This is a genomic window from Aeromonas sp. R5-3 (assembly GCF_040908225.1).
In the GTDB taxonomy this organism is placed as follows: domain Bacteria; phylum Pseudomonadota; class Gammaproteobacteria; order Enterobacterales; family Aeromonadaceae; genus Aeromonas; species Aeromonas dhakensis.
The window spans coordinates 82,664-100,084 of record NZ_JBFODH010000021.1 but is presented as its reverse complement, the minus strand read 5'-3'; the positions used below and the strand labels follow the sequence as shown (position 1 = coordinate 100,084).

The window sequence follows — 17,421 nt, the reverse complement described above, 5'->3', positions numbered from 1 at the left end:
AAAAAAGTGTCGCCATGTTAGCCTAACTATCGGCGCCGTTCATCTACACATATCACGCCAATAAACAAACTCAAATAAAATAAAAAGCGACACAAAAATACATCAAATAGATTACAAATCACCCCAAACTGTTCAACGCCAGTCAGATAGCCTCACCCGGAAACCACCAACAATAATGGGAATATATTAAAATGACTCACCCGAAATAATATTATTTTTTCTTGCGATAATAATCACTGAAATAGAGGATGTTGTTCTCTTTATATTCCGGTAGCGGTTCAACATAATCAGGATTATTGAGCTGAACCATTTCACAGCGCATGGAATAAAAGGAGTCGTGCATCATGGCGGCAATCCGGATGCAGCTGTCCATGTTGTTCTTGGCCAGCTGGCGCTGACAGTCGATGCGAAATTGCAGGCCGCGCAGGCGCATTTGCTGCTGCGGACTGACCCTGTCTATCAGCCCTTCTATCTCTTGCTGAAGCAACTCGTCGAGCCGCTCGGGCTCCGCCACCGCCAGCCGTTTCAAGGTATCAAAATCAGGCAACTCCATATGCCCTCCCGCGGCCAGCCGCTGCATGGTGATGCTCAAACAACAACAATCGGTTCATATTTTCACCAATCGCTTCAGGTGTTATATAAGCCGAACCCCGCCGCGGTTCAATCCATGAGGCCGGCTTTCCCCTCCCGCTGCGCCAAAAGATGACGGCGCAGGAAAACCACGACCCGGTTATTCGTTATGGATCAAGCGATTATTCCTGAATATCGGCGGCGGGTTCGTTTATACATTTTTGGCACGGCAATATGCCGATGTTATGTCTTATTGAAAGGAAGCGGCCAATATAGTTTGCCATTTGACGCTCGCCTTCGCGCCGCGATCTGGCTGGTTTAACATATCTTGCTGATTATGTTATTTTATTTGCCACTTATAGCGGCAACCAAGAGCAGACCATGAGCAAGGCAAGAATCGGTATCGTCACCGTCAGCGATCGCGCCAGTGCGGGCATCTACGAAGATCTCTCCGGCAAGGCCATCATCGACACCCTGAACGCCTATCTGACCTCGGAATGGGAACCCCTTTATGAGGTGATCCCCGACGAGCAGGAGCAGATCGAGGCAACCCTGATCCGGCTGGCGGACCAGGAGCAGTGCAGCCTCATCGTCACCACGGGTGGCACCGGGCCGGCCAAACGGGACGTCACCCCGGAGGCGACCGAGGCGGTGTGCGATCGCATGATGCCGGGCTTTGGCGAGCTGATGCGGGCCGAATCCCTCAAGTTCGTGCCGACCGCCATCCTGTCGCGCCAGACCGCCGGTCTGCGCGGCAGCTCGCTCATCGTCAACCTGCCGGGCAAGCCCAAGTCCATCCGCGAATGTCTGGATGCGGTCTTCCCCGCCATCCCCTACTGCATCGATCTGATGGAAGGCCCCTATCTCGAGTGCGACGAGACCGTCATCAAGCCGTTCCGTCCGAAGAAATAAGGGCTGACTGGACGGGGGATTTGAACCCCCGTCCAGCGTTTATTTGCGGCCGTACACCTTGACCCCGGCCCGACTCCCTTCCGAATTGCCGTATACCTCGATCCGCTTGATGCAGAGCCGGCTGCCGAGGGATTTCCACCCCGACTCCTGATCCTCTCTCAGATCCTTGCCGAAATAGAGGGTCTTGCTGCGATCATTGCCATAAAACACCTTGACCCGCTCCAGAGTTAATTCCCGCCCAGCCTTGACCATGATGGATTTGGTCGGCCGGCAGGCGAGCATGGGAATGATGGCGGGATGATCGCCGACCCCGAGCAGAATGGTCTTGCCCAGCCGAAATTCATCATCGGCCATGGCCGGGGCGGCCAGCGCCCACAACAAGGTGGATAACAGAACGCCCTGAATGACGCGCAGACGCTTGGCGGAAAAAGAAAAAGCAGATAACACAGACATGATGCCTCCCGAAAAAAACGGGGGGCATATTAATTCATCAAGGCTAAACCCAGCCTGTACCGGTGCCCTGCCAGGCAGGGCACCGACACTCAGGACCAGCGTTTGAAGATGAGGGAGGTGTTGATGCCGCCAAAGGCAAAGTTGTTGGACATCAGGTACTCCACCGCCAGCGTGCGACCGCTGCCCACCACGTGATCGAGCGGAGCGCAGGCTGGGTCCGGCTCGGTCAGGTTGATGGTGGGGGCAAACCACCCCTCCTGCATCATCTCCAGCGCCAGCCAGGCCTCGATGGCACCGCAAGCCCCCAGGGTATGGCCGAAGTAGCTCTTGAGGGACGAGATGGGGGTGCGGTCGCCGAAGATGGCGGCGGTGGCGTGACTCTCGGCGATGTCGCCGCGCTCGGTGGCGGTGCCGTGGGCGCTGATATAGCCGATATCCTCAGGCTGGAGCCCGGCCTGGGCCAGCGCCATCTCCATGCAGAGCTGCATGGTCTCCTGCTGGGGCTGGGTCACGTGGGCGGCATCGCAGTTGGTGGCAAAGCCCACCAGCTCGGCGAGGATGGTGGCACCGCGCGCCTGCGCATGCTCCAGCTCCTCCAGCACCAGGGTGCCGGCCCCCTCGCCTATCACCAGTCCGTCCCGCTGTCGGTCAAACGGACGCGGCGCCAGCTCCGGGTTGTCGTTCATCTGGCTGGTGGCAAACAGGGTATCGAATACCACGGCCTCCGACGGGCAGAGCTCCTCCGCCCCGCCAGCCACCATCAGGGTCTGGTAGCCGTGCTTGATCGCCTCAAAGGCGTAGCCGATCCCCTGGCTGCCGGAGGTACAGGCACTGGAGGTGGGAATGACCCGCCCGCGCAGGCCGAAGAACAGCCCTGTGTTGACCGCCGCCGTGTGCGGCATCATCTGCACATAGGTGGTGGCCGTGATGCTGGCGGTGCTCTTGTCGTTGAGCATGACCCCGAAGGCGCGGATGGGATCCGTGCTGCCGGTGGAGGAGCCGTAGGCGATGCCGGTGCGCCCGTCGGTGAGCACCGGGTTGTCCAGCAATCCCGCCTGCGCCAGCGCCAGCTCGGTGGCGACGGTGGCCAGTGCCGAGACCCGTCCCATGGCGCGGGTCTTCTTGCGCGGATAGTGGGCCGGCAGCGTGAAGTCCGGAATGGGGGCCGCCAGCCGGGTGTTGAGACCGTCGTAGATGGCCCACTCCGGCATGTTCACCACCGCATTGCGCCCCGCCTGCAGGCGGGCCCGCACGCTCGGCCAATCCTGCCCGAAGGCGGTCACCCCGGCCATGCCGGTGACTACGACTCGCTTCATACCATGCCTCCGTTGATGGAGATGACCTGGCGCGTGACATAGCCGGCGATGTCGGACATCAGATAGGAGACCAGACCGGCCACCTCGTCAGCCTGCCCCATCCGCTTGAGCGGAATGATCTTCATCGCCTCCGCCTTCACCTCCTCGTCCACCATGCCAGTGTCGATGAGGCCGGGGGCCACGCAGTTGACGGTGATCTTGCGCTTGGCAAGCTCGAGGGCCAGTGCCTTGGTGGCCCCCATGATGCCCGCCTTGGCGGCGCTGTAGTTGACCTGGCCCCGGTTGCCCATCAGCCCGGACACCGAGGAGATGGTCACGATGCGCCCGCCCCGGCGCAGGCCGATCATCGGCATGATGCAGGGCTTGAGCAGGTTGTAGAAGCCGTCCAGGTTGGTGTGCAGCACCCCGTCCCACTCCTCGTCGGTGAGGGCGGGAAAGGCGCCGTCACGGATGATGCCGGCGTTGCAGACCACGCCGTAATAGGCGCCATGCTCGGCCATGTCGGCCTCCAGTCGCGCGCGGCACCCCTCGCGATCGGCGATGTCGAACTGGAGCAGACGCCCCAGCCCGCCGGCCGCCTGCAGGCTGGCCAGGGTGGCTTCGGCGCCGGCCCGATCGCTGTGGTAGTGCACCACGATGGAAAAACCGTCGGCCGCCAGCTTGAGGGCGATGGCGCGGCCTATCCCCTTGCTGGCGCCCGTGACCAATACGCTAGAGATCATGAAGCTTCCTCAGGCTAACAAATCGGACAATTCGCCGGGGCTCGGCTGATAGGTGGAGAGTCGCGCCTGGGCGCACTCCTCCCCCTCCAGCAGGATCCGGCAATCAAAACTGGCCATGCCGCCGTCTTGCAACAGGCAGCACGCCTCTATGGTGAGCAGGCTGCCGGCCGCGAAGGCGGGGCGCAGGCAGCGATACTTGCGACTGCCGAGCAGCATGCCGATGCGCACCGGCTCGCCGCGCAGCCGCCCCTGCATGCCGGCCCAGGCGGCGATGGTCTGGGCCATCAGCTCGATGCCAACCCAACCCGGCAGGTTGCCCTCGCCATCCAGCAGCAGGGCATGGCGGGCGCCGATACGGGTCTCGCAGCGCGCCTGCTGGGCATCCGCCGCGCAGAGCCGGTCCAGCAGCAGCATGGGGGCCTGGTGGGGCAGCAGGGTCGCGATGGCGGGCAGTGAACCTGGCTCATTCATGGTGAACGCTCCCAAACAGCAGGCTGACATTGTTGCCACCGAAGGCAAAGGAGTTGGAGAGCACCCGGGGCGCCGCGAGCGGCACCTCGCCGCTCACCAGCCGGATGGGGGCCAAGACCGGATCCGCCGTGGTCACCCGCTGGGGCGGCAGTGGCAGAGCGCGCTCCAGCAACAGGCAGGCGAGCGCGGCCTCGATGGCTCCCGCCGCCCCCAGGGTGTGGCCGGTGAGCGGCTTGGTGGAGCTGCAGGGCACCTCGGCACCAAACAGCCGGTGCACCGCCTGGCTCTCCATGGCGTCGTTGAGGCGGGTAGCGGTGCCGTGCAGGTTGACGTAGCCCACCTGCGCCGGCGTCAGGCCCGCCTGGGCCAGCGCCATGCGCATGGCCGCCTCGGCGCCCACCCCGTCGGGATGAGGCGCCGAGATATGCCAGGCATCGGAGGACTCCCCCGCTCCCAGCAGGGCCAGCGGCGCAGGCGTGCGGCTCAACAGAAACAGCGCCGCCCCCTCGCCGATGTTGATCCCCTGGCGCGCCTCATCGAACGGCTGGCAGCGAGCACAGCTGAGGGACTCCAGGCTGTCAAAGCCGTTGAGGGTGAGCCCGCACAGGCTGTCGGCACCGCCCACCAGCACGGCGTCTGCCAGTCCGGCCGCCAGCAGCCGCTGGCCGCTGATGAAGGCGCGCGCGCTGGAGGAGCAGGCGGTGGAAATCGTCCAGGCCGGCCCGGTCAGGCCAAGGTGGCGGGCCAGAAATTCCGACGGTGAGCCCAGCTCCTGCTGACGATAGTCAAACTCGGGGGGCACGGCCTCCCCGCGCCGGGCGGCGGCCACCGCCAGCTCGGCCTCGCCGATCCCGGCGGTACTGGTGCCTAGCACCAGGCCGACACGGTCGCAGCCAAAGGTCGCCAGCGCCAGGTCGAGGGCGGGCCGGATCTGGGCCAGCGCCGCCAGCAGCAACTGGTTGTTGCGCGAGGCATAGGGGGCCAGCGCCGCCGGGATGGTTGGCAACTCCCCTTCCACCCGCCCCACCGGAGTCAGGCGGCCATCCAGCAGCGGCGCCCGGTGGCGATCCAGCGGGCTGATGCCCTCTCTCTGCCAGGCCAGCAGCGCCTCGGCGCTGGCATCACGCCCCGTCCCCAGCGCCGAGACGAGGCCATAGGCGGCGATATAACAGCTCATTGGCTCAGGGTCTCCAGTTGCAGGCGGTAGTTGAACACGTGTTGCTGCAGGCCGACCGGCTCGCGCACGCCGTCGGCGTTGCGATAGCGGATCTCGGTGACCAGGGTACCATCGGGGGCGCGCAGCCGGCGCAGCAGCCCCTCGTCACGCAGCGTCCAGCCTGGCGGCAGTTGCGATTGCCAGCTGGCCAGCGGCCAGTAGCAGAGCATCACATCCGCCAGCACCTGGCTCACCGGTGGCATGCCGCTGGTGAGCAGCGGGCTGAGCTGGCGGGTGGAGATCCCCTGCTGGTCATAGCGCACCAGGAACAGCCGTACCCCGCTCGGGGTCAGCCCCACCAGGGTCAGCTGGTGGCCGTCGGCCTCCAGCACCGTCATCAGCTGGTGGTTGCTCTCCCCCACGCTGGCGGTCAGCAGTTGCTGGCGATAGAAGGGGGCGGCCAGCACGGGGGCCGGCAGCGTCATGACGGTCCCCTTGTCGAGATAGGCGGTGGGGGTCGGCTGGCTGCTGCAACCGGTCAGCAGCAGGACGACGAACACGAACAAGGCTTTCATGATGAGGTTGGCTCCCGGCCATGTGGCCCCGGCAACTGCGGTCGCACCCGGTCCAGTACCAGGGGCGAGAGCAGGAAGGCGGTAAAGATACCGCCGCTCAGCACCAGACCAAAGCCCGCGATGGCGGGGGTGTGACTCAGCGCCAGCAGACCGAAGGCCAGCTGGGTGGTGAGGTTGGCCAGCAGGATGGCGAGCAGGGTGGAACTCTGGCGCGCCACCCCGCTCCCGCTATGGGCGAAGAAGAGGCCGTAGTCGATGCCGATGCCGAAGATGAGGCTGAGCGCCAGCACCCCGAACAGGGTGAGCGGCTGGCCGCAGGCGGCGAGCAGCGCCAGCCCCATGGCCAGCGCAATCAGGTTGACCAGCAGCACCCGGGCAGCTCGCGCTGCCCCCATCCGCCGCCATAGCAGCAGGGCCACCAGCGCGATGGCCACCGACAGCAGCTCCGCCAGCTTGATGCGGTAGTGGGCGAACAGCTGGCTCCACTGGCTGCGCTGATCCTGCCAGTAGACCCCAGGCTCGGCCGCCGCCAGCGCCGTCAGGGCACTCTCGTCTTCCACCCCCACCAGCGGCACCCAGATGGCGACACGGCCATCCGCCAGGGCGTGCCACAACAGGCGACTCCCCTCGCTGACCGGGCTGGCCAGCCAGGCGGCCGGGGTCAGCCAGTGGGGCTCGCGCACGGGCGGCTGCAGCGGCAGGCCGGCCGCCTTGAGCCGGCTCACCACCTCGGGCAACAGGGCCCGGATGGCGGCGGCATCCTCCTGCTGGCGTGCCAGCGAAGGTAGCCAGCGGGCAAGCGAGACAAACTCCTGCAGCACACCGCGCGCCTTCAACGCGGCCAGCCGGCCATCGAGCCGCTCCAGCCGTTGCAGTGCCTGCTCGCCGTCCGCCCCCGTCACCAGCAAGCCCTGCATGCCCCCCTGCTGACCGGTGAGGGCCTGGATCCGCTGCTCCTGCTCCTGCAGTGCCACTGGCAAAGGCTGCAGCCGGCGGATGTCGTCATCCACCTGCAACCGGCTGATGCCGAGGGCCGCCAGCAGCAGGCAGCAGAGCGGCAGACCGATGCGCAGCAGCGGGCGCTGCTGCCAGGCCAGCAGCCAGCCCTGCAACCAGCGCTGGCCCCAAAGCGGCCTTGTCGGCAGCGGGCCGGCCCAGCGCGGAAATAGGCAAAGCACGGTGATGAAGGCACTGAACAACCCAGCCAGCGCGCACACCGCCAGCTGCTGCAGCCCGGGGAAGGGGGCGAACCAGAGCAGGCCATAGCCGATCAGGGTGGTCAGCACCGCCAGCGACAGGCTCGGCAGCAACTTGAGTCGGGTCTGGTGCGGCGTCTCGTCGTCGCCGTGCAGCCGCCGCTCGCACAAGAAGTGGATGGCGTAGTCGATGGCGATACCGATGAGGCTGCTGCTGATCACCAGGGTGAAGACGTGGATCTCGCCGAACAGGATGAGCACTGTGCCGAGCCCCCACATCAGCCCTACGCCGATGGGCAGCAGGGAGAGCAGCAGCGCCCGGGTGGAGCGAAACACGCCCCAGATGAGCAGGATGACCCCGACCATGGAGCCCAGCCCTATGGTGGAGATGTCCTGCTGGGCCAGCTGGCTGGCGTGCTGGCTGTAGAAGAGGGTGCCGCGGCGCAGCAACTCGGCGCCTGGATAGGCCTCGGCGAGGCGCTGCTCGGCCCCGGCCAGTTCGCTCAGCAGCGCCTGGTTGCGCTGGATGTCGAAGGCGGAGAGATCCAGCTCGGCGCGCACCATGTACCAGTCGCGCCCCGCTTTGTCCCGGCTCACCAGCCAGCCCTCCTTGAGCTGCATGGGGCCGCGGGCCTCGGCCAGCACCCCGGCCCTGGTCAGCAACAGAGGGTCGCTCTGCCACTCGGCGTGGGAGACACCGCCGAAGGGGGAGTAGATCTGGCCGAGCACCCACTGGCTCCACCCCTCGGCCCCCCCGGCAAGCCGGGCCCTGCTTGCCGGATCCAGCCGCTGCCAGGCCAGCTCGTGCAGATAGCGCTGCCAGGCGGGGGCCAGCTCGGGCTGATACCCCTTGATGCGGGACAGGGCAGGCAGCTCGCCGAGCTGCTGCGCCCAGAAGGTGGCGGCCGCGCGCCCGTCCTGGCCGGCGGGCAGGCTCAGCAGCCAGACCAGCTGGCGATCGAGCTGCTGCAACAGACCCTGCTGCAGGGCAGGGTCCAGATCGCTGCGGGACTCGTGGGGCAGCAGATCCATCAGGCTGGTGTTGATGCGGCTGTGGGGCAGCTGCCAGGCAAGCACAGCCGCCAGCAGCAGACAGAGCCCGATCCAGAGGGTCCCGAGCCGGCGCCAGGTGGTTTCAGCGTGCAGCAAGGTGGGCTCTCCTCGTCCCGGCGGGAGCGGTTCGCTGGCGCAGCGGGATACTAGTGGACAGCAAAGCGGGCCTGCTCCTCAGGGGTCAATGGCAGGGGGCGCTCGCGCCAGTCGCTGAAGCGGATGCGGGTGCTGTCACCCTGCTTGTCGGCGATGAGCAGCTGATCCAGCTGCCCCTCCCCGCTCAGGGTGAGGCTGGCAAACACCTTGTCGAGCGGCGCCAGGGTCGGCACCAGCACCAGCTGCCAGCCCGCCTCTGTGCTGTGAAAGTCGATGCTGAAGTAGCGGCCCAGGGTCGCCTCGTCCGAGCCGAACAGCGCCAGCAGCATCTGGCTGAACTCCAGCAGCTGGGGATTGTCGATGACGGTGGCGGGCTGTCCCGCCATCTGCTGCACCATGCGCGTCGGCGTCAGGACAAGGGTCAGCGGGAAGGGCTTCTGCTGCTGCCACCAGAGCCCCAGATCGCGCACCAGCAGCAGCTCGCCGGAGGCCTTGAGCGGCTGGCTCAGCCCCGCCACCTGCTTCTCCTGCTCGAAGCGGGCCTCCTTGGCCTGGCTCAGGGCGAGCAGCTGCTGCACCTCGGCCCGGCTCAGGGGCGCCGCCTGCAGCGGCCATGTCAGCAACAGGATCAGACCGGCCAGCAGCGGCCCCATCAGCCGGCTCACTGGCTCACCCCCAGCTTGTCCAGCAACACCTGGGGCGAGGCCAGGCACATCTCGCCGCTCGTCTTGCTCACCGCCACCTGGATGCTGTAACCCTTGCTGGTGCGGGTGCCGCTCACGGCGTCGCTCAGCAGGTAGTCGATCTTCAAGCGGTTCTGGTACTCGGTCAGGGTGGCACGCACCCGCACCCGCTGGCCGAAGCGCAGCGGTGCCAGGTACTTCATCCGGGTGTCGATGATGGGCCAGAGGTAGCCGGAGGCCTCCATCTGCGGATAGTTGTAATCGATGAGATCGAGCAGGGCACAGCGGGCCAGCTCGATGTAGCGAAAGTAGTGACCATGCCAGGCGACCGCCATCATATCCACATCGTGGAACGGGATGGTCACCTCGACTTCGGCGCTGATCTGCCAGGGTTCTTGCTGCATGGTTGTTCTCACAAGTAGTGCCCCCACCAGAGCGACACAGCCACCCAGTCCACGTCGTGGAACGGGATGGTCACTTCTATCTCGGTACTGATCTGCCAGGGTTCAGGCGTAGTCTGGATACGGCTCATAGTGAAGAGTCCTGATAGAGGGGATAGTGGCGCTGGCGAATGCGAGCGATCAGCGCCCTCAGCTCGGGCTCGAGCCCCCGGTCTTCCAGCAGCGGGGCAAACTCGGCCCGCACCTCCGCGACCATGGCGGCCAGCGCCGAGCCAAGCGGGCGGGTGAAGGGGGTGGGCCGGGCGAGGCGCAGCTCCACCCCCTGCACCGCCGCCAGCAGGCAGGCGGCCGCCACCTGCTCGGTCAGGGTCAGCACCCGCAGCGTATCCCGCGCCGCTATAGTGCCCATGCTCACCTTGTCCTGGTTGTGACACTCGGTGGAGCGGGAGAAGACGCTGGCTGGCATGGTCTGCTTGAGCGCCTCCGCGGTCCAGGCCGAGACGCCGATCTGCACCGCCTTGAAACCGTGGTTGATCATCTGCCGCCCATCCGGCGCGCCGGAGAGGTTGCTCGGCAGGCCGCCGTTGAACTTGCTGTCCACCAGCTGGGCCAGCTGGCGATCCAGCAGGTCGGCCAGGTTGGCGACGGCCGCCTTCATGCTGTCCATGGCCATGGCGATGTGACCGCCGTAGAAGTGGCCGCCGTGCATCACGTGCTCCTCTTCGCCATCGATCAGCGGGTTGTCGTTGGCGCTGTTGAGCTCGTTTTCGATGAGCTGGCGCCACCAGGGCAGGCTGTCGGCCACCACCCCGATGACGTGGGGGGCGCAGCGCAACGAGTATCTGTCCTGCAGCCTATCGCTGTGGCGCGGCAGCTCGCCGGCCACCAGATCCTCTCTCAACCAGGCCGCTACCCCCTGCATGCCGGGGTGCGGCTTGGCGGCAAACAGCCGCTCGTCGAAGTGGAAGGCGTTGCCCCCCATGGCGACGCTCACCAGGGCGGTGATCCGGGTCGCCAGCCGCATCAGGTACTCGGTGCGGGCGTAGGCGAGGCAGGCCAGCGCCGTCATCACCGAGGTGCCGTTCATCAGCGCCAGCCCCTCTTTCGGCCGCAGGGTCAGGGGGGTCACCCCCAGCTCCCGATAGACCTCGGCGGCGGGGCGCAGCACACCATCATGATGAAGCTCGCGCTCCCCCACCAGCACAGCGGCGACGTAGGAGAGCGGGGTGAGATCGCCGCTGGCGCCCACCGATCCCTCTTCGGGAATGCGCGGCACCAGATCCTGCTCCAGCAGCCAGCAGAGGCGCTCGAGCAGGGCCGGGCTGACCCCGGAGACCCCCTGTGCCAGCGAGCAGAGCCGGGTGGCGAGCACGGCGCGCGCGGCATCGAGCTCGAGATCCGCCCCCAGCCCGCAGCCGTGAAAGCGGGTCAGGTGCAGCGGCAGCTCGGGCACCAGCTCGGTTGGCACCGGCCGGGTCACCGAATCGCCGTAGCCTGTGGTCACCCCGTAGATGACCCCCTCTTCGGCCAACAGCCGGTCGAGGAAGTCGGCGCCCCGCTGGATGCGGGCCATGAAGGCGGGATCCGGGTTCAATGCGGGGGTGGCACGGCGTTCGGCCAGGGCCACCACGTCTTCGATGGTCAGCGGCTTCGCGCCGAAGACAACCCTGCTCATCTCACTCTTGTTCATCGGTCAGCTGCCAGAAATCAAAAAAGTTGAACCAGTCCAGCGGGGCGCGCAGGCAGTGGTGCTGCAGGCGATCGGCATAGGCCTGTACCCGGGACGCGAGAATCTGTTGGCGCCCCTGCCGCGGCAGTGGCTGGCCATCGGCAAAGGGCTCGAAATGCACCCGAAAGCGCCCCTGCTCCTTGAGGCCGAACATCAGGTAGACGGGGCAGCCCAGCACGCTGCTGAGCACGAAAGGGCCGAGGGGAAACGGCGCAGGCGCGCCGAGGAAATCGGCCCAGATCACCCGCTTCTCCCGGGTCACCGAGGTGCGATCGCCGACGATCACCACCCACTCTCCCTGCTCCAGCTTCTCCTTGAGCAGGATGGCGGTATCGGCCCCCAGCTCCTGCACCTGGATGAGGTTGAGGTGCGAATCAGGGTTTATCTGCTTGAGCAGGGCGTTGAAGCGGGCCGCGTGGCGGGTGAACACCAGCGCATTGATGCGCAGCCCCTGCTTGCGACTGCCAAGGGCCCGGCACAGCTCGAGATCGCCCAGGTGGGAGCCCAGCAGCAACACTCCCTTGCCGCTGTTGATGGCGGCCTGGTAGTGCTCAGCCCCCACCAGTTCAACCTGCTGCTCGGTGATATCTCCGCGCCAGCCCGCCAGCTTGTCGAGGGCCGCCTCGCCAAAACGCAGGAAGTGGCGAAAGCTCGATCTCGGCTCGGCGGGCAGCGCAACGCCTTGCGCGCTGGCGAAGGCCTCGAGCCGGGCCAGATAGGCTTGGGATGCCTCCCGCTGAGCGCGGCCAGTCAGCCAGAAGTAGCCGATGACCGGATAGAGCAGCAGGGAAAACCCGCGCCGCCCCAGCAGGCGGTAGCTGGCCAGCATGATCTGCATCCCGAGCAATGAACCCCGCTCCGGGGTGCGCGACCAGTGGGTACGCCGCTCGCGCCACAGCCGGGTCAACCGGGCACCGAGACGGGCCGGCCAGCGGCAGAGGCGCAGCAGCAGATCCCACAGCAGGCGGCACACCAGCCGGGTGTGCATCCAGGAGATGTCGAGGTTGTCGCGAAAAAGCCGGAAGTGGGAGCGACCGTCGACGGGATAGATGACCCGGGTCGGCACGAAGCGCATCGGCACCCCGGCCCAGTGCAGGCGCACCATCACCTCGGTGTCAAAATCCATCCGCCGGCCGAGGGCCACCCGCTCCAGCAGGGCGCAGGTGGGCGCCAGCGGATAGACCCGAAAGCCGCACATGCTGTCCTTGATGGCGAACGACAGCGTCTCGATCCAGACCCAGACATGGGTGATGTAGCGGCCGTAGAGGCGTCCCTTGGGCACGGAGTCGTCGTAGAGCGGGCGGCCGGAGACGAGCGCCGCCGGGTGTTGGCGCGCCTCCGCCAGCAGGGCCGGCAGATCCGTCATATCGTGCTGGCCGTCGGCATCCACCTGCAGGGCGTGGCTGAACCCCAGCTCATGGGCGCGGCGCAGCCCCGTCATCACGGCGCCTCCCTTGCCTTGGTTGTGGGAGTGACGCAGCAGGGTAACCCAGGGGTGCTGGGCGGCCAGCGCATCGAGCGCGGCGGCGGCGACGGGCTCGCTGCCATCGTCGACCAGCAGGCAGGGCAGCTTGAATTCGGCCAGCCGCGCCAGTACGGCGGCCAGCGGCCCGGCGTGGTTGTAACAGGGAATAAGAAGGCAAGGGTTCATAGGGTCAACCGCACCCGTCCGCTGCTCGCCGGCTCATCCCCGAGCTGGTAGCTGAAGAGGAGCTGACCCTTGTCCACCTGCCACTGCAGGTGCAGGCTGCACTCGGCCCCGGGGCGCAGCGGGCGCTGGAACTTGAGCTGATCCACCCCGTGAAACGGCAGTGTCAGCTTGAGCCTGCTGGCGGCGTAGTGCATCACCCAGTGGATCTGGGTCACCCCGGGCAGCAGGGGCGCGCCGGGAAAGTGCCCCGCAAACCAGGGCAGTGCGGGATCGAGTCGCAGTCGCAGGCGCACGCCATCGGCCAGCACCTCGCAACCCAGCTCGGTTGGCAGCGTGTCAGCGGACAGGCTCATCGAACAGCTCCTTGAGTTGTGACCAGGGGCGCTTGCCCTGGGCGTTGACGGGCATCAGCACGACCCGGCGCACGCTGCGCGGCAGGGCGACCGGCTCGAGCCATGGGCGCAGCTGCTGGCGCAGGGCCAGCAGGAAACGCCCCTGACCGAGTTCGTCCCAGCGGGCGGCCCCCAATTCGCTTAGCACCAGCACGGCACCGAGGATCTGGCGCTGACCCTGCTGCAGGGGCAGCACGGCGGCTGCCTCCACCTCCGCCAGGGCCTGCAGGCGCGCCTCCACCTCGTCGAGGGAGATGCGCTTCTCCTCCAGCTTGACGATCCTGTCCTGGCGTCCCAGCAGCTCGAAACCCTCCTCGTGCAGGGCGATGCGATCGGCGCAGGCCAGCCAGTCGTCCTCTGCCAGGAAGGGGGAGCGCAGCAGCAGCCCCTGCTCCGGGCCGACCCGCACCTCGACCCCGGGCAGCGCCGTCCAAGGGGTCTGCTCCCGGTGGCGCTGACGCCAGCCAATGCCGCCGGTCTCGCTGCTGCCGAAGATCTCCACCGGCAACTGACCGAAGAGCGCCCGGGTTTGCTGGGCATCTTCCAGCTGCAGGGGGCCGCCGGAGGAGACGATCAACCGGCAGCCGGTGGCCGGCATGGCCGGATCGAGCCGACTCAGAAACGCCGGCGACGCGATCAAACACCAGGGGGCGCCTTGCGCCGCCAGCTGCTCCGGGTAGTCGATGGTGCGGCGATCGAACGGGCGACCGAGGGCCAGCGGCAGCAGGATGCGAAACAGCAGGCCGTAGATGTGCTGGTGGCTGACGCTGGCCAGCACCCGGGCATCGGCCAGCCGCTCGCCCCACAGTGCCATCTGCACCCGCAGCTCGGCCTCCAGCTGGGGCCAGGCCTTGGGGATCGCCTTGGGCTCGCCGGTGGAGCCGGAGCTGAACAGGGTGATATCCAGGCGCACAGGCGCAAGATCACCGTGTGCGGCATCCAGCCCCTCGTGGGCATCGGCCAGCGGCAGCCTGAGCTGAGGCACGGCAAGTGCTGCACCCGGCAGCTCGGCGTCGGTGAGCAGGCCGTCAAACTGGCTCTGCAGTTCCTGCAGGCCGGCCAGCCGCTGATGACCCGGCAGAATAGCCTGATAGCCGCCGAGGGCGCAGGCAAGCAACGCTTGCGTGAACAGCAGGCTGTCGTCGAAGCAGAGCGCCCAGCGCGCGCCTGGCCGGCCGGCGCCGTCATGACGGGCCATGGCCCTGGCCAGTTGCAGGCTGGCGCGGCGCAGCTCGGCCAGGGTCACCTCCCCCTGCGGGCCGAAGGCCACCGGCTGGGCACCATCGCGCTGCCAGAGGGTTTGCAGCAGGCTCATGGGGTCAGCCTCTTGAGCAGGCGGCGACGCACCAGATACTCAGCCCCCATCAGGCCGCCCATCAGGAGGTAGCTGACGAGGCCGTTGTAGAGGCTCCAGAGCGCCAGATCCCCGTGCCAGATGGTGAAGGCCGCCAGGGCGCCGTTGATGACGAAGAAGCCGCACCAGACCTGGGTCACCCGCCGGGTGTAGCCGATGGCCGCCGCCGGCAAAGCGGGATCCTGCAAGCGGGCCAGCCGCTCCACCAGGCTCATGGGGCGGGTCAGGCTCCAGCCAAACAGGCACAGCAGGCAGAGGCTCACCGCCAGCGGGTAGTAGAGCAGCCAGTGCCGGGCGCTGAACAGAGCGCAGAGCAGGGTCAGCCCCAGCCCGATGCAGGCCAGCAGGCGCCCCAGCCAGAGCCACTCCGGCAGCGGGCCGAACCGGACTCGCCCCTTGAGCAGACCGGGCAAGAGTCGCAGCGAGAAGATGAGCAGCAAGCCGAGCAACAGCGGGGTCTGACCGGCATGGGTCAGCCCCCAGTAAACCGCCAGCGGGTAGAGCAGCAGGGCACCACCGGCCAGCCAGGAGAGCCAGCGCATCATGGCAGGGCAGACACCGGCATCAGGCGTCGGCCAGCAGACGCTCGACCGCATCCACCACGTCGTTGACGCTGCGCACCGACTTGAACTCCTCCGGCTTGATCTTCTTGCCGGTCAGCTTCTGCAGATGCACCACCAGATCGATGGCGTCTATGCTGTCGAGCTCGAGATCCTGATAGAGGCGGGCCTCGGGGGTGACGGCCTCTTCGTCGACTTCGAACAGCTCGACGAGGGCGGCCTTGATCTGGGCAAAGATGTCGTCGCGGGTCATGGCTCAGGCCTCCCCTTTCGACTGGGCCTGCACCAGGGCCACCAGGGCCGCAACGGAGGCAAAGTGGCGACGGGTGTTCTCATCCTCGGCGGAGAGGACGATGCCGTAGCGACCCTTGATGGCAAGGCCCAGCTCCAGCGCATCGATGGAGTCCAGCCCCAGGCCGTCCCCAAACAGCGGCGCCTGGCTGTCGATGTCGTCAGGGGTGAGCCCCTCGAGGTTGAGGCTGTCGATGATGAGTTGTTTTATCTCTAGATGCAGGTCTTGCATAACTGTTCCATATGCTGTCATTGGGGCCCGGGTTGCAGGGCCCGGGTGAGAAACCGGGTCAACTGGCGAGCGGCCAGCGCACTGCTCTGGCCGGTGGCGACCACCTCGTCCGCCGCCACTTGCTGCAGGAATTCTATGGTGAAAGTCGGCTTATTTTCCGGGATCTTGAACCATTTGTCCTGCTTGGTGAGAAATCGGGTGCTGCAGTGGATCCGCACCAGCTGCAGCGGCACCTGGCTGCGCACCGCCAACTGGGCTGCGCCGCGCTGCAGCTTGATGGGTTCGCCCGGCGTGGTGCGGGTCCCTTCCGGGAAGATCAGCAGCAGGCCGCCGGCCCGGATCCGCGCCATGCACAGGGCCAGCAGATCCTCCCCCGCCACGTTGGGCAGGTAGTCGGCCGCCCGCACCACGCCGCCGATGAAGGGGTTGCGCCAGAGTGACTGTTTGACGATGCAGTCGCACACCGGCATCTCGGCCGCCAGCATGACATAGTCGAGCAGGCTGGGGTGATTGGCCACCACCAGGGCGCCACGCAAATCGGCGGGCATGCCGCTGACGCGATAGTCGAGCACCCCCCAGCCGCGCAGCATGGCGAGAAACAGCCGGAAACTGTGGCGGATGGTGAGCTGGGCCAAGGTGCGCCGCCGCTCACCGCGCAGGCAGAGCGCCAGCAAGGGGAACCAGAAGAGAGAGAGCAGCAGGCCGCCCACCCCGAACAGGGTGAAGCCAAGCGCCGTGCCGATCAACCGCCAGGCCCGGTTCAGCAACGCTGCCATCTCCACACCTGACGGTCATCGCCGAGGATCAGGGTCGGCTCGCCTCGCAGCAGGGCGCGCCACAAGGCGAGGCTCTGGGGCAGCGAACGGGCAGCGTCAACTGCGGGGCTAACTCCCTCGCAGTGCCACTGCTCACCGGCCTCCAGCACCAGTCCCAGCGCGTGGGGCGGCGCCTCCTCCGCCAGCCAGGGGCGATGAAATTCGGGCACAGGCCCCTCGAAGGCCACCAGCAGCACCCGGCGAGCGCCGGCCTGCAGGGCGCCGACCGCTTCGATGAGACCTGCCATCAAGCTGTTCTCACCCGCGGCCAGCGAGCTCATGGGGATGGCGGCCTTGCCCTGGATGGAGCAGAGCCCGGCGGCAGTGTTGTGGACCGACATGGAGAAATCGGTGGGGGAGAGCGCCTGCCCGTCCGCCAGCGCCTGCAGCAGCGTCATGGAGCGGGCCAGCTCGCCGTGGCGGCTGACGAAGATGGCACTGTCTACCTGGTGGCGGGCCAGCAGGCTCAGCCCCACCTGCACCGCCAGCCGTGAGCCCTGGCTCAGGCGGCGCGCCATCATCATGGGCAGCAAGGGAGTGGCGGGAAACGGCGGGTCGACGGGCCAGCGCCCCTGCTGCGCCCACGCCTGCCAGGCGGCCTCATCGGCCAGACCGGGTGACAGCGCCTGACTATCCAGCAGCGAGAAAGAGAGCATGTTGCAGGCGACCTGTCCTTAAAACCGTGGTGGGAGCGAAGAGCATAAATGGCACTCACCCGACGGGCAGTGCCTGCGCCATGGTATTGAATGACGTCATCAGGTGAATACCGGGCGGATAATACCATTATTCATCA

General features: G+C 66.7%; 20 protein-coding genes and 1 pseudogene. 1 reads left to right on the top strand and 20 read right to left on the bottom strand.

Annotation, left to right across the window (positions count from 1 at the left end; all coding sequences use genetic code 11):
* Positions 1-211: 211 nt before the first annotated feature.
* Entirely contained in the window at positions 212-553 is a 342-nt protein-coding gene (locus tag AB5Y95_RS12350) for a DUF3135 domain-containing protein (protein WP_005297955.1), read from the bottom strand.
* Between the two features lie 398 nt (positions 554-951).
* Here AB5Y95_RS12350 and mog point away from each other — a divergent pair, with 398 nt between their 5' ends.
* On the top strand, positions 952-1,482 hold the full coding sequence (mog, locus tag AB5Y95_RS12345) for a molybdopterin adenylyltransferase (protein ID WP_017781485.1): 531 nt from the start codon (positions 952-954) through the stop codon (positions 1,480-1,482).
* Positions 1,483-1,521: 39 nt separating this feature from the next.
* On the opposite strand, the gene AB5Y95_RS12340 is transcribed toward mog, so the two are convergent.
* The 19 genes and pseudogenes from AB5Y95_RS12340 to AB5Y95_RS12250 all read right to left on the bottom strand — a co-directional run bounded on the left by AB5Y95_RS12340 (position 1,522) and on the right by AB5Y95_RS12250 (position 17,284).
* Positions 1,522-1,860, bottom strand: coding sequence for a DUF2541 family protein (locus tag AB5Y95_RS12340; protein ID WP_017781484.1), 339 nt, complete (start codon positions 1,858-1,860; stop codon positions 1,522-1,524).
* A gap of 164 nt (positions 1,861-2,024) precedes the next feature.
* A complete protein-coding gene (locus AB5Y95_RS12335; RefSeq protein WP_005297952.1) occupies positions 2,025-3,251 on the bottom strand; it encodes a beta-ketoacyl-ACP synthase in 1,227 nt (408 codons plus the stop codon).
* Complete coding sequence (locus AB5Y95_RS12330; protein ID WP_054545446.1) at positions 3,248-3,973, bottom strand: 3-ketoacyl-ACP reductase FabG2; 726 nt, start codon at positions 3,971-3,973, stop codon at positions 3,248-3,250. The genes AB5Y95_RS12335 and AB5Y95_RS12330 overlap by 4 nt, the downstream gene beginning before the upstream one ends.
* A 9-nt stretch (positions 3,974-3,982) precedes the next feature.
* Positions 3,983-4,444 carry a hotdog family protein gene (locus tag AB5Y95_RS12325; RefSeq protein ID WP_201988271.1) on the bottom strand — a complete coding sequence of 154 codons (462 nt, stop codon included), beginning with the start codon at positions 4,442-4,444 and terminating at the stop codon, positions 3,983-3,985.
* Positions 4,437-5,621, bottom strand: coding sequence for a beta-ketoacyl-[acyl-carrier-protein] synthase family protein (locus AB5Y95_RS12320; RefSeq protein ID WP_368161207.1), 1,185 nt, complete (start codon positions 5,619-5,621; stop codon positions 4,437-4,439). Before AB5Y95_RS12320 ends, AB5Y95_RS12325 begins: the two co-directional genes overlap by 8 nt.
* A complete protein-coding gene (locus AB5Y95_RS12315; protein ID WP_368161205.1) occupies positions 5,618-6,175 on the bottom strand; it encodes a DUF3261 domain-containing protein in 558 nt (185 codons plus the stop codon). The genes AB5Y95_RS12320 and AB5Y95_RS12315 overlap by 4 nt, the downstream gene beginning before the upstream one ends.
* On the bottom strand, positions 6,172-8,520 hold the full coding sequence (locus AB5Y95_RS12310) for an MMPL family transporter (protein WP_368161203.1): 2,349 nt from the start codon (positions 8,518-8,520) through the stop codon (positions 6,172-6,174). Before AB5Y95_RS12310 ends, AB5Y95_RS12315 begins: the two co-directional genes overlap by 4 nt.
* 50 nt (positions 8,521-8,570) lie before the next feature.
* Positions 8,571-9,185: an outer membrane lipoprotein carrier protein LolA gene (locus tag AB5Y95_RS12305; RefSeq protein WP_368161201.1), complete on the bottom strand. Its 615-nt coding sequence runs from the start codon at positions 9,183-9,185 to the stop codon at positions 8,571-8,573.
* Entirely contained in the window at positions 9,182-9,607 is a 426-nt protein-coding gene (locus AB5Y95_RS12300; RefSeq protein WP_216988667.1) for a thioesterase family protein, read from the bottom strand. Before AB5Y95_RS12300 ends, AB5Y95_RS12305 begins: the two co-directional genes overlap by 4 nt.
* 14 nt (positions 9,608-9,621) lie before the next feature.
* Positions 9,622-9,735: pseudogene (locus AB5Y95_RS12295) on the bottom strand (acyl-CoA thioesterase); the annotation flags it as partial.
* Positions 9,732-11,294, bottom strand: a complete 1,563-nt coding sequence (hutH, locus tag AB5Y95_RS12290) for a histidine ammonia-lyase (RefSeq protein WP_368161199.1) — start codon at positions 11,292-11,294, stop codon at positions 9,732-9,734. The pseudogene AB5Y95_RS12295 and the gene hutH, both read right to left, overlap by 4 nt.
* Positions 11,281-12,984 (bottom strand): glycosyltransferase, encoded by a 1,704-nt coding sequence (locus AB5Y95_RS12285; RefSeq protein WP_368161197.1) that lies wholly within the window; start codon positions 12,982-12,984, stop codon positions 11,281-11,283. The genes hutH and AB5Y95_RS12285 overlap by 14 nt, the downstream gene beginning before the upstream one ends.
* The gene (locus AB5Y95_RS12280) at positions 12,981-13,337 is read right to left on the bottom strand and encodes a hydroxymyristoyl-ACP dehydratase (protein WP_368161195.1); all 357 of its coding nucleotides are present in this window, start codon (positions 13,335-13,337) and stop codon (positions 12,981-12,983) included. The genes AB5Y95_RS12285 and AB5Y95_RS12280 overlap by 4 nt, the downstream gene beginning before the upstream one ends.
* Positions 13,321-14,691 carry an AMP-binding protein gene (locus AB5Y95_RS12275; RefSeq protein WP_368161193.1) on the bottom strand — a complete coding sequence of 457 codons (1,371 nt, stop codon included), beginning with the start codon at positions 14,689-14,691 and terminating at the stop codon, positions 13,321-13,323. The genes AB5Y95_RS12280 and AB5Y95_RS12275 overlap by 17 nt, the downstream gene beginning before the upstream one ends.
* A complete protein-coding gene (locus AB5Y95_RS12270) occupies positions 14,688-15,275 on the bottom strand; it encodes a hypothetical protein (RefSeq protein WP_368161191.1) in 588 nt (195 codons plus the stop codon). Before AB5Y95_RS12270 ends, AB5Y95_RS12275 begins: the two co-directional genes overlap by 4 nt.
* A gap of 19 nt (positions 15,276-15,294) precedes the next feature.
* Positions 15,295-15,543 (bottom strand): acyl carrier protein, encoded by a 249-nt coding sequence (locus AB5Y95_RS12265; protein ID WP_005297934.1) that lies wholly within the window; start codon positions 15,541-15,543, stop codon positions 15,295-15,297.
* Positions 15,544-15,546: 3 nt separating this feature from the next.
* A complete protein-coding gene (locus AB5Y95_RS12260) occupies positions 15,547-15,813 on the bottom strand; it encodes a phosphopantetheine-binding protein (protein ID WP_005297932.1) in 267 nt (88 codons plus the stop codon).
* A gap of 17 nt (positions 15,814-15,830) precedes the next feature.
* Positions 15,831-16,589 (bottom strand): lysophospholipid acyltransferase family protein, encoded by a 759-nt coding sequence (locus AB5Y95_RS12255; RefSeq protein WP_099358803.1) that lies wholly within the window; start codon positions 16,587-16,589, stop codon positions 15,831-15,833.
* A complete protein-coding gene (locus AB5Y95_RS12250) occupies positions 16,574-17,284 on the bottom strand; it encodes a beta-ketoacyl synthase chain length factor (RefSeq protein WP_368161189.1) in 711 nt (236 codons plus the stop codon). Before AB5Y95_RS12250 ends, AB5Y95_RS12255 begins: the two co-directional genes overlap by 16 nt.
* Between the last annotated feature and the right edge of the window lie 137 nt (positions 17,285-17,421).